The organism is Tersicoccus mangrovi (assembly GCF_036881825.1).
In the GTDB taxonomy this organism is placed as follows: Bacteria; Actinomycetota; Actinomycetes; order Actinomycetales; family Micrococcaceae; genus Tersicoccus; species Tersicoccus mangrovi.
Genome location: NZ_JBAJMW010000004.1, coordinates 481614 through 492621 on the forward strand (window position 1 = coordinate 481614; position 11008 = coordinate 492621).

Below are 11008 nucleotides of genomic sequence, written 5' to 3' on the forward strand. Positions count from 1 at the left end.
CCCGCCTCAGCCGGACACGGCCGGACCGGTTCCGGACACGAGAACGGCCGGCCCAGGAGGGACCGGCCGTGACGGTGGGGGCCCGGACGGATCCGGGACGGGTTCAGGAGATGCGGGTCAGGAGATGCGGCGCGCCGCGCGGCGACGGCTGAGCTCGTCGTCGGGGAAGTCCTGCTGGTCCGCGTGCTCGGAGGGGAGCTCGGCGAGGCTGCCCTCGACCTCGCGCCACACCCGGCCGACCGCGATGCCGAACACGCCCTGGCCACCCTGCACCAGGTCGATGACCTCGTCGGCCGAGGTGCACTCGTACACGCTCGCGCCGTCGCTCATCAGGGTGATCTGGGCGAGGTCCTCGACGCCGCGCTGGCGGAGGTGTTCGACCGCGGTGCGGATCTGCTGAAGGGAGACCCCCGTGTCCAGCAGTCGCTTGACGACCTTCAGGACGAGGATGTCGCGGAAGCTGTAGAGCCGCTGCGAGCCGGAACCCGAGGCGGAGCGGACGGCCGGCTCGACGAGGCCGGTACGGGCCCAGTAGTCCAGCTGGCGGTACGTGATACCCGCGGCCTTGCAGGCGGTCGGTCCGCGGTAACCGGCGTCCTCGTCCAGGACCGGAAGGTCCTCCGTGAACAGCAGGCCCTGAGCACCTTCGGGCTGCGCATCGTGAGCGGCGCGGCGCAGTTCGCCGGTTTCACCTTTCGGACTCACGTGGACCCTCCTTGATCAGTAGCTCCACTGGGGGGAAGCGGGAACCGGCCAAGTCTACCAAGAGGGGTCCCCGGCGCATCAGGGGTCACCGGTACAAGCGGTGGACCGTGATCGTGCCGAGACCCTCGTCGCGAGAGGCTGAACGGGACCCGAAGGAGCTGTCTAGGAATGACGTTAGAGGCCCGGGTGCGGCGGGTCAAAGACCCCGGCCCGTCCGGTGCGGCGTGTCGCCCTCGCACACGCCGTCGCCGGACAGCCTGCTGTCAGTTCTCGAAGTCCTCGGGCTCGACGTCGTCGAGGAACTGGCGGAACCGGCGCAGCTCGTTCTCGGCGTTCTCCTCGGACGGACGAGCAGCGGTCTCGTCGTCGTCCTCGGTGACCTCGCCGGCCTCGGTGATCTGCACGCCGGCGTCGTCGAGCACCTCGGGGGTGCACAGGATGGGGCAGTCCACGCGGATCGCCAGGGCGATGGCGTCGGAGGCGCGGGACGAGACGGTCGCACCGGTGCCGAAGACCAGCTGCGCGTAGAACACGGCGTCGCGCACGGCGATGATGTGCACCTGGGTCAGTTCGGCCCCGAGTTCCTCGATCACGGAGACCATCAGGTCGTGCGTCATCGGCCGGGGCGGGACGATGCCCTGCTGGGCGAGCGCGATGGCGCTGGCCTCGGGCGCACCGATCCAGATGGGCAGGTGCCGCTCGCCGTGGGACTCCTTCAGGAGCACGAGCGGCTGGTTGGCCGGCAGTTCGATCCGGACGCCCAGCACCTCCATGGCGATCATCGCGCGACCTGCTCCGTCATCGGTTCACTCGTCCAGCCGGTCGATCCGCCCGTTGACCAGGGCGCGGTGCAGGGTCAGGCACGCCTCGCTCAGTTCCCGGGCCGCCTCGGCCGCCCGGGCCCGCGATGCGGTGTCCCGGCGGGAGGCCAGCGGCGAGATGGCCTGTTCGACGAGGCTGAGTTCCCGGTCGGCGGCCACGCGGAACGCGCGCAGGTGGCGCGGTTCGATGCCATGGGCCTGCAGCTGCACGCAGGAGCGCACCGCCGCGAGGTCGTGCTCGTTGTAGTAGCCGTCCACGGGGCTGATCAGCCCGAAGCTGACCAGTTTCTGCAGCAGCTCGCTGGGCGCCTGCGCCTGCCGGCGCAACTCGAGGGCCGAGAGCCGGCGGGTGCGGGCGGACAGGTCCTCGGCCAGCTGCGGGGAGACCATCCGGGGGCTGACCGCCGCGGCCGGCAGGTTCTCCGGCCGCTCTCCGCGGTCGATGGCCTCGCAGTACTCCTTGATCACCTTCAGGGGAAGGTAGCGGTCCCGCTGGAGAGCGAGGATGAAGCGCAGCCGCTCGATGTCCGCGTGCGTGTACTTGCGGTACCCGGCGGGGGTCCGCTGCGGGGTGATGAGGCCCTTCTCCTCGAGAAAGCGGACCTTGGACGCGGTCACCGCGTCGAAGTCGTGCCGCAGCCGCGACAGCACCTCGCCGATGGTGAAGACGCGCCCGGATGCCCCCGTCGCCGCGGAGACCGGTGCGCGCCGCGATGCGGGGTCGGAACCGGGCACCCTCAGGACCCGCCCTGACCCGGTTCGACGGCGGAAGGACCGGAGTCGGCGCTGCGGGCGCCCGCGGCCGCGGCGGCCCGCGACGGGTAGAAGGTGAGCCGGAACTTGCCGATCCGCACCTCGTCGCCCGACGTCAGGGTCACCTGGTCCACCCGGTCGCCGTTGACGTAGGTGCCGTTCAGGCTACGGCTGTCGACGAGGTCGAAGCCCTCGTCGGTGCGCCGGAACTCGACGTGACGCCGCGAGACGGTGACGTCGTCGAGGAAGATGTCGGCGTTCGGGTGCCGGCCGGCCGTGGTGACCGGCTGGTCCAGCAGGAAACGGGCACCGGCGTTGGGCCCCTGGTGGGCGATGAGCAGCGCGGAGCCCACCGGCAGCGCGTCGATGGAGGCCTGCTCCTCGGGGCTGAGCCGGGGTACCACATGGTGCGCTCCGGTGATCGGAGCGACGTTGATCGACGTCGTGTCCAACGACGACTCCCGTGGTGTGTTCACGATGCTGCGTTTCCCATCCCTCCGGGGTGCGTCCCCGTGGTCATCGGCCTGGTCCGTCGCGTCGCCTGCTCCCCCGCAGCGACCGCAACGCCGAGGTACGCACCGGCTGCCGGCGCGTGGTTCCTCCGCGGTGGTCTCAGCCTACCTGTTGTTGATAGCCCGCCGCATCGAGCAGCTGGTCAACGGCCTGCGGGTCGTCCAGCCGGAGGTCGAAGAGCCATCCCTCCCCGTACGGGTCGGAGTTCACGAGCGCCGGATCGTCCTCGAGCGCCTCGTTGCGGGCCACGATCTCCCCGTCCAGCGGGGCGAACACCTCGCTGACGCTCTTGGTGGACTCGATCTCCCCCACGGCCTCGCCCTGGCTGATGGCGGTGCCGACCTCGGGCAGCTGCACGAACACGACGTCACCGAGCTCCTGCTGGGCGAAATCGGTGACGCCGATGCGCACCACGGTCTGCTCGTCCACCGCGGAGATCCACTCGTGCTCCTCGGTGTAGCTGAGTTCTTCGGGGATGGTGGACATGAGACGCCTTCCTCGACCCGGCCTCCCTCGTCGAGGGAGAGTCCGTCGAGTATAGGCACATCACCGCACGCGCTCCGACGACTGTCCACAGGGCCCTCACCAGCGGCTTCATCGGTCCTCGGGGACCTGGTTCGACCCTGTGGACGGCTCGATTGACACATTCGAACATGTGTTCGAACATGGGGTCATGTCTCTTCCCGCCTTCTCGCCTGCGCCGGTGTCCGCCCGGCGCGGCGTGCTTCTCGCCGACGCGGGGCCGGAGGCGGACGTCCTCACGGGAGGTGCTGCCGGGGAGCACGAACCGGCCCGATCGCCGGCGGCCACCTCGGCGATCACGGCGTCCCTGCGGTCGAGGATCCGGCAGCTGGAGGCCGCCCATCTGGCAGCGCAGCGGTTCCCCGTGCCCGAGGCACTGACGCCGCTCCTGCCGCAGGGACTGGTCGCGGGATCGAGCTACGCCGTCCTCGGCTCCACCACCCTGGCGCTGAGCATGATCGCGCAGGCCTCCGCGGACGGGGCCTGGTGCGGGGCCCTGGGCATGCCGGACCTGGGCACGGAGGCCGCCGCCGGGTTGGGGATCGACCTGCAGCGGTTGATCCTCGTGCCCTCGGCCGGGCAGCAGTGGGCCGCCGTCGCGGCCGCGATGATCGACGTGCTCTCCGTAATGGTCGTCGTCCCCCCGCCCTCCATCGCCGGGGGCGACGTCGCGCGGCTGAACGCCCGGCTCCGCCAGCGGCGGGCCACGATGATCACGCTGGGACCCTGGCCGCAGACCGAGGCGACGCTGCGGGTCACCGGCAGTCGGTGGTCCGGCCTGGGATCCGGGCACGGGTATCTGACCGGGCGGAACCTGCTCGTCGAGGTGCTCGACCGGAGGGCCGGAGGACGCCGGCGCACCGGCGAGGTGGATCTGGGCGGCCCGGTGCGGCCGGGGCTCGCACTCGTCCCGGGCACGGGCACCGCGGATCCGAGCAGTACCGGATCAGGTGGCACCAGTGCCGGCAGTGTCGGTGCCGGCAGCACCGGATCAGGCAGTACCGCGTCGACGGGGCGGCCCAGCTGGGAACGCCGCGCCAGCCGGGCGGGATGAGATGAGCCCGTCGTCAGGACGCGCGGCGACCAGGGGCACCGGCGGCAGCACCGGCACCGACCGGGTGGTCGTGGTGCTCAGCCCGCGGTGGCCCGTCATCTCGGCCCGCACCACCGGTCGGCTGCCCTCCGCCGGGCCGGCTGCCGTCGTCGACCGCGGCCGGGTGGCGGTGGCCTCCGTCGAGGCCGAGCACGACGGCGTGCAGCCCGGGCAACGACTGCGGGACGCCCAGTCCCGCTGTCCGGAACTCGCCGTCACCGGCTGGGATCCGGCAGCCGACGAGCAGGCCTTCGAGCCGGTGGTCAAGGCGCTCGAGGAGATCAGCCCGGCGGTGCAGATCATCGAGCCCGGGCGCTGCGCGCTGCGGGCCCGCGGAGTGCGCCGCTATCACGGCACCGAGGAGGAAGCGGCCCGGGCACTGCTGCACGTGCTCGACGGGCAGCACGTGCCGGGGCGGATCGGCATCGCGGACACCCTGTTCGCGGCGCAGCAGGCGGCCGACCGGGCCACGGACGAGGTGCCGCTGGTCGTCGTCCCGGCCGGCCGGTCGGCTGCGTTCCTGGCACCGCTGCCGGTGGCGGTGCTGCCGGATCCGGTGCTGGTCTCACTGCTGCACCGGCTGGGCCGGCACACGCTGGGCGAGTTCGCCGCCATGGACGCCGGGGCCGTGCGGGCCCGGTTCGGGGCGGCCGGGGTGGACCTGCACCGGTGGGCCGCCGGGACCGATCCCCGGTCCGTCGTCGCCCGCACCCCGCCGCAGGACTTCGACCGGGTCGCCGAGTTCGAGCCCCCACTGACGCGGGCGGACCAGGTGGCCTTCGCGTTCCGGGTGGCGGCCGAGGACGTCGTCTCCACCCTGGCCGACGCGGGGCTGGCCTGCACCCGGATCCATCTGACACTGACCGGCGAGGACGGGATCGCCTCGGAGCGTTCCTGGACGCATCCCCGGCACTTCACCGCCGCCGAGATCACGGATCGGATCCGCTGGCAGCTCGAGGGCGAGGTCTCCTCGGGCCCGGCGCCCGGAGCCGGGCGCCTCGAGCAGCCCGTCGCCCGGGTCCGGCTGACCCCGGAACGCACCGAGCCGATCGGGCAGAGCGGTGACGGACTGTGGGGCGCCGGGGTGGATGAGCACGTGGACCACGGGTTGACCCGCATCCAGTCGATGCTCGGGCACCGGGGCGTGCTCACCGCGGTCACCGGGGGCGGCCGGCTGCTGGGTGAGCGGCGGGTCCTCGTGCCGTGGGGGGACGCGGTGCCGGCGCCGGTGCGCGCCGAGGCGGCCCGGCCGTGGCCGGGTGCGCTGCCCGGTCCTCCGCCGGCCACCGTGTTCGACCGGCTGCACCCGGTGCTGCTGCTCGACGGCACGGGCGCCCCCGTGGTGCTGGCCGGGCGCGGTGAGCTCTCCGCTCCCCCGGACCGGTTGGATCCCGAGGGCACCGGGACGACCCGGGCGGTGTTGAGCTGGGCCGGCCCGTGGCCGGTGCGGCAGCGCTGGTGGGACGCCGAACGGAACCGGCGGGTGGACCGGGTGCAGGTGATCGACGAGACGTCGGCGGCCTGGCTGCTGGTCACCACCGGCTCCCTGTGGTGGGCCGAAGCCCGATACGACTGAGCCCGGCACGACTGGACTCGAGATACCCGTGGCGAGGCGGGCGGCTCGAGGGCACGAGAAGGAAGAAGGACGGACATGGGATGGCGCAATCCCCCGATCCCGTGGCGGGAACTCGAGCGTGCGCTCTCCGACCGGCCCGGCCCGGCGCTCACCGATCGCAGCGCGAGCGACGGAAGCAACGGACGACAGCCGGGTGGGTCACGGCAGCCGGAGCCCGAGCACGCGGAATCCGAGCAGCCGGATGCCACCCCGCAGCCGGGTGCCTTGCCACGCCCCGGCTCCTCCCACCAGCCCAGCTCCTTCCACCAGCCCAGCTCCTTCCACCAGCCCAGCTCCTTCCACCAGCCCAGCTCCTTCCAACAGCCCAGCTCCTTCCAACAGCCGGGCTCCACCCCGCGGCGGGGTCTCCCCCAACGACCCGGTTTCACCCAACGACCCGACGGCGGCGACGGGCCGGCGTTCTCCCGCAAGCGCGGTCCCTACACGCCGCCGCCCGTGCCCGCCGCTGTCGGGACCGCCGCTCCGGGGACGCCTGCCGGTCGGACGCCGTCCGAGGAACCCGCCGTGCCGTACGCCGAGCTGCACGCCCACTCCAGCTACAGCTTCCTGGACGGGGCGGCCTCGCCCGAGCATCTGGTCGAGGAGGCCGTCCGGCTCGGGCTGAACGCGCTGGCCCTGACGGACCACGACGGGCTGTACGGCATCGTGCGGATGGCCGAGGCCGCCGAGGCCCATGGACTGCGCACCGTCTTCGGGGCCGAGCTCTCCCTCGGCCTGCCCGGTCCGCAGAACGGGGAGCCCGATCCGCACGGGGAGCACCTGCTGGTCCTGGCCCGCGGGGAGGAGGGCTATCACCGGCTGGCCGGCGCGTTGACGTCGGCCCATCTCGCCGCGGACGCGCAGAAGGGACGGCCGGTCTACGACCTGGCGGCCCTGGCCGAAGCGGCCGCCGGGCACTGGGTGATCCTCACCGGTTGCCGGAAGGGTGCGGTCCGGCGCGCGCTGACCGAGGGCGGTCCCGCCGAGGAGGGACCGGCAAGGGCCGAGGCGGCCCTGGTCCGGCTCATGGAGCTGTTCGGCCGGGACAACGTCGTCGTCGAACTCCTCGACCACGGCGGCCCGGCGGACAGCACCCACAACGACGTGCTCGCGGGGCTGGCCGCCCGGCACGGTCTGCGCTGCGTGGCCACCAACGGGGTGCACTACGCGACCGAGGACCAGTTCCCCCTGGCCACCGCGGTGGCCGCGGTCCGCGCCCGTCGCAGCCTGGACGACCTGGACGGCTGGCTGCCCGGCTCCGACGGGGCACACCTGCGCAGCGGGGCCGAGATGGCCCGACGGTTCGCCCGCTACCCCGGCGCCGTCGCCGCGACCGTCGAGCTGGCCGAGGAGCTCGCGTTCGAACTGCGCGCCGCCCGGCCACGGCTGCCCCACCAGGACGTCCCGGCCGGGCACACCCCCATGTCGTGGCTGCGCGAGCTGGTGCGCACGGGTGCGCAGAAGGTCTATCCGGACGCCGACGCCGCCGTCACCGAGCGGCTCGAGGCGGAACTGGCCGTGATCGAGGCCAAGGACTTCCCGGGCTACTTCCTCATCGTCCACGACATCGTCCGGTTCGCCCGCTCCCGCGGCATCCTCTGCCAGGGCCGGGGCAGCGCCGCGAACTCGGCGGTGTGCTACGTGCTGGGCATCACCGCCGTGGACTCCATCTTCTACGACCTGCCGTTCCAGCGGTTCCTCTCCAGCCTGCGCGAGGAGGAGCCGGACATCGACGTCGACTTCGACTCGGACCGGCGGGAGGAGGTGATCCAGTACGTCTACGGCAAGTACGGCCGGCGCAACGCCGCCCAGGTGGCGAACGTCATCACCTACCGGCCGAAGAACGCCGTCCGCGACATGGCGAAGGCGCTGGGCTACAGCACGGGCCAGCAGGACGCGTGGTCGAAGCAGGTGGAGCGGTGGGGGTCGCTGCGGGAGGCCGCCGACGTCGAGATCCCCGAGCAGGTGCTCGACCTGGCCGAGTCGGTGCTGAGTTTCCCCCGGCACCTGGGCATCCACTCGGGCGGCATGGTGCTGACCGACCGGCCCGTGGGCGAGGTGGTGCCGATCGAGCACGCCCGGATGGCGGACCGGACCGTGCTGCAGTGGGACAAGGACGACTGCGAGTGGATGGGGCTGGTCAAGTTCGACCTGCTGGGCCTCGGCATGCTCGCGGCCCTGCAGTACGCGTTCGACCTGGTCGGCGAGCACCTGGGCGAGGCATGGACGATCGAGACCATCCCGCGGGAGGAGGCCGCCGTGTACGACATGCTGTGCCGGGCCGACTCCATCGGCGTCTTCCAGGTGGAGAGCCGCGCCCAGATGGGCACGCTGCCGCGGTTGCGGCCCCGCCGGTTCTACGACCTGGTGATCGAGATCGCCCTGATCCGGCCCGGCCCCATCCAGGGCGGTGCGGTACATCCCTACATCCGGCGCCGCTCGGGCGACGAGCCGGTCACCTACCCGCACGAGCGGACGATCCCCGTGCTGGAGCGCACCCTCGGCGTCCCCCTGTTCCAGGAGCAGGTGATGCAGATGGCGATGGCGATCGGCGACTGCTCGGCCGAGGACGCAGACCTGCTGCGCCGGGCGATGGGCTCCAAGCGCGGCCGGGAGAAGATCGAGACGCTGCGGGACAAGCTGTACGCGGGGATGGCCCGCAACGGGATCACCGGGGAGCAGGCCGACGTCCTCTACGACAAGATCCAGGCGTTCGCGAACTTCGGGTTCGCGGAGAGCCACAGCCTCTCCTTCGGTGTACTGGTGTACGCCAGCTCCTGGATCAAGCTGCACTATCCGGGCGTGTTCGCGGCATCCCTGCTGCGGGCCCAGCCGATGGGGTTCTACTCCCCCCACACCCTGGTGGCCGATGCCCGCCGGCACGGGGTCCGGTTCCTGCGCCCGGACATCGCCCGCTCAGGGGTCGACGCCGGGATGGAGCCGCTCGACGACGGATCCGGCCCACGGCCGGGTGGATCGCGGGCGGGCCGCTCGCGCCCGGGTGGCCGGGACGCCTGCCTGGCGTTCACCCAACCGCCCGTCGGTCCCTTCGATCAGCACGCTCCCGACGTCTCGGCCGAGCACCGGCGCGACGCGGCGCTGGCGGTCCGGCTGGGCCTGGCCGGTGTCAGCGGCATCGGCAAGGACCTGGCCGCGCGGATCGTGACCGAACGCGACGCGAACGGCGCCTACCGGGACATGACGGACCTCGCACGGCGGGTGACGATGACCGTCGAGCAGCTGGAGGCTCTCGCCACCGCGGGGGCGTTCGCCGTCTGGGGGCTGAACCGACGCGAGGCGCTCTGGCAGGCCGGCCACGCGGCGGGCGAGCGGGAAGGCCAGCTGCCGGGCACGGCGGTCCCCCTGCAGCTGCCGTTGTTCGACGCGCCGTCCGCCGTCGAGACGGTGGCCGACGACCTGTGGGCGACCGGGCTGAGCACCGACGACCACCCCATCGCCCACCTGCGCGCCCGGCTGGACGAACGGAAGGTGCTCCGGGTGGCCCGGTTGCTGCAGGCGGTGCCGGGCCGACGGGTCGAGGTGTGCGGGATCGTCACCCACCGGCAGCGGCCGCAGACCGCGCAGGGCATCACGTTCCTCAACCTGGAGGACGAGACGGGGATCCTCAACGTGATCTGCAGCGTCGGGGTCTGGGCGCGCTACCGGCGGACGGCGCGCGACGCGAAGGCGATGATCGTGCGCGGGGTCCTGGAACGCTCCGCCGAGGGAGTCACCAATCTCGTGGCCGACCGGCTCGAGGAGCTGCCCCTGTCCCTGCGCTTGACCTCGCGCGACTTCCACTGACGGAGGCCACGCCTTCTCCACGGCGGACGAGGAGCGTCAGTAGTCGATGTCGTCGTCCGTCGGCGGGTCCCAGCGCTGGAAGTCGAGCGTCAGGTACAGCGCCAGGGCCGCCGCGTTGTTCTCACTGATGCGCAGTGCCACCTGCTCGTAGCCCGCTTCCGCGAGCCTGGCGAGGGCCTGGCGCACCAGCTCCTCGGCATAGCCCTTGCGTCGGTGGTCCGGGTGGGTGAAGAGCTCGAGGACGAACGGCGCCTCGGGCAGGCCCGAATCGGGGAAGCCGTCGACCACGAGCAGGGCCGCCAGCGGGTTGTCCTGCTCATCGGGGACCACCAGGGACGCCTCGGGCAGGAAACGGCCGAACTCGTCGGCGTATACCTTCCGCACATCGGCGGTGGCCTCCTCCTGGGTCCACGGACGGCTGTCCGCGTACGAGGAGTAGTAGAGCTGACCGAGCACGGGGATGTCGCCGTCGGTCGCGGGCCGGGTGACTACTGCCGGCTCACGCTCCAGCGGTGCGGTCTGCGCGGTCAGCGTGATGGTTCCTGCCATGGTCGCCCTCCTCAGCCTGACTGTCTCGTGGCGGACGCCCACGTCCGCCCTGTGATCAGGAGTGTAGGGAACACCGCCGACAGAATCATCCGGCAGCAGGCTGCCCATCCGCTGCGGCGTCACACATCGCCGGATTCACGATGCGAAGGGCCGGCCGATTGGGGAGTGCCGGGATGGTGTGGTGGTCGGGTTGTTAAATGCGAGAGGCCTCGGACCGTGCCCTGCGTCGTTGCGGGGTGTGGTCCGAGGCGTCTCGGTTACGGGTTGTCCGGCGGTGTCCTACTCTCCCACACCCTCACGAGTGCAGTACCATCGGCGCTGTGGGTCTTAGCTCCCGGGTTCGGGATGGGTCCGGGCGTTTCCCCCACGCTATGGCCGCCGTAACACTATTCCCCCATTTCCGGGGTGAAACTGTGGGACACCAGCTGGTCGGTGTCATCTTTCCCTGATGTTCCCCCAACACCAGTCACACGTGAGACGTGTGTGGGGTGGGGTTTGTTGATCGGGAGCTGCATGGTGGACGCGAACAGGGTAATCCTGGCCACCACACCAGTTACCTGGGTGGTGTGTGGTGTAAGTTGTTGGCCTATTAGTACCGGTCAGCTTCACGAGTCTTCAGTCCTCGCTTCCACA

Annotated in this window: 9 protein-coding genes and 1 rRNA gene; 3 read left to right on the forward strand and 7 right to left on the reverse strand. The window is 71.8% G+C overall.

The window, feature by feature from the left end; translation table 11 throughout:
* Nucleotides 1–117 precede the first annotated feature (117 nt).
* The 5 genes from V6N00_RS10665 to gcvH all read right to left on the reverse strand — a co-directional run bounded on the left by V6N00_RS10665 (nucleotide 118) and on the right by gcvH (nucleotide 3278).
* Complete coding sequence (locus V6N00_RS10665) at nucleotides 118–705, reverse strand: MerR family transcriptional regulator (RefSeq protein WP_334232196.1); 588 nt, start codon at nucleotides 703–705, stop codon at nucleotides 118–120.
* 263 nt (nucleotides 706–968) lie between these two features.
* Nucleotides 969–1487 (reverse strand): bifunctional nuclease family protein, encoded by a 519-nt coding sequence (locus tag V6N00_RS10670; RefSeq protein WP_334232197.1) that lies wholly within the window; start codon nucleotides 1485–1487, stop codon nucleotides 969–971.
* A 24-nt stretch (nucleotides 1488–1511) separates the two neighbouring features.
* Nucleotides 1512–2177 carry a transcriptional regulator FtsR gene (gene ftsR / locus V6N00_RS10675; protein ID WP_334232199.1) on the reverse strand — a complete coding sequence of 222 codons (666 nt, stop codon included), beginning with the start codon at nucleotides 2175–2177 and terminating at the stop codon, nucleotides 1512–1514.
* Nucleotides 2178–2263: 86 nt separating this feature from the next.
* Nucleotides 2264–2731, reverse strand: a complete 468-nt coding sequence (locus tag V6N00_RS10680) for an FHA domain-containing protein (protein WP_334232201.1) — start codon at nucleotides 2729–2731, stop codon at nucleotides 2264–2266.
* A gap of 160 nt (nucleotides 2732–2891) precedes the next feature.
* Nucleotides 2892–3278 (reverse strand): glycine cleavage system protein GcvH, encoded by a 387-nt coding sequence (gene gcvH / locus V6N00_RS10685; RefSeq protein WP_334232203.1) that lies wholly within the window; start codon nucleotides 3276–3278, stop codon nucleotides 2892–2894.
* 217 nt (nucleotides 3279–3495) lie between these two features.
* Here gcvH and V6N00_RS10690 point away from each other — a divergent pair, with 217 nt between their 5' ends.
* The 3 genes from V6N00_RS10690 to V6N00_RS10700 all read left to right on the forward strand — a co-directional run bounded on the left by V6N00_RS10690 (nucleotide 3496) and on the right by V6N00_RS10700 (nucleotide 9826).
* Nucleotides 3496–4368, forward strand: a complete 873-nt coding sequence (locus V6N00_RS10690; protein WP_334232205.1) for a P-loop NTPase family protein — start codon at nucleotides 3496–3498, stop codon at nucleotides 4366–4368.
* Nucleotide 4369: 1 nt separating this feature from the next.
* Nucleotides 4370–5983 carry a DNA polymerase Y family protein gene (locus V6N00_RS10695; RefSeq protein ID WP_334232207.1) on the forward strand — a complete coding sequence of 538 codons (1614 nt, stop codon included), beginning with the start codon at nucleotides 4370–4372 and terminating at the stop codon, nucleotides 5981–5983.
* A gap of 75 nt (nucleotides 5984–6058) precedes the next feature.
* Nucleotides 6059–9826 carry an error-prone DNA polymerase gene (locus tag V6N00_RS10700; RefSeq protein WP_334232210.1) on the forward strand — a complete coding sequence of 1256 codons (3768 nt, stop codon included), beginning with the start codon at nucleotides 6059–6061 and terminating at the stop codon, nucleotides 9824–9826.
* Nucleotides 9827–9862: 36 nt separating this feature from the next.
* Here V6N00_RS10700 and V6N00_RS10705 read toward each other — a convergent pair whose 3' ends face one another.
* Both V6N00_RS10705 and rrf read right to left on the reverse strand, forming a co-directional pair.
* Nucleotides 9863–10375, reverse strand: coding sequence for a GNAT family N-acetyltransferase (locus tag V6N00_RS10705; RefSeq protein WP_334232212.1), 513 nt, complete (start codon nucleotides 10373–10375; stop codon nucleotides 9863–9865).
* A 266-nt stretch (nucleotides 10376–10641) separates the two neighbouring features.
* Nucleotides 10642–10758: ribosomal RNA gene (gene rrf / locus V6N00_RS10710) — 5S ribosomal RNA — on the reverse strand.
* Nucleotides 10759–11008 lie beyond the last annotated feature (250 nt).

Bases quoted from the DNA above. Each gene is read 5' to 3' on its own strand.
- V6N00_RS10670 (WP_334232197.1), bottom strand. From the start codon at position 1,487: ATGATCGCCATGGAGGTGCTGGGCGTCCGGATCGAACTGCCGGCCAAC.
- V6N00_RS10705 (WP_334232212.1), bottom strand. From the start codon at position 10,375: ATGGCAGGAACCATCACGCTGACCGCGCAGACCGCACCGCTGGAGCGT.
- gcvH (WP_334232203.1), bottom strand. From the start codon at position 3,278: ATGTCCACCATCCCCGAAGAACTCAGCTACACCGAGGAGCACGAGTGG.
- V6N00_RS10695 (WP_334232207.1), top strand. From the start codon at position 4,370: ATGAGCCCGTCGTCAGGACGCGCGGCGACCAGGGGCACCGGCGGCAGC.
- V6N00_RS10700 (WP_334232210.1), top strand. From the start codon at position 6,059: ATGGGATGGCGCAATCCCCCGATCCCGTGGCGGGAACTCGAGCGTGCG.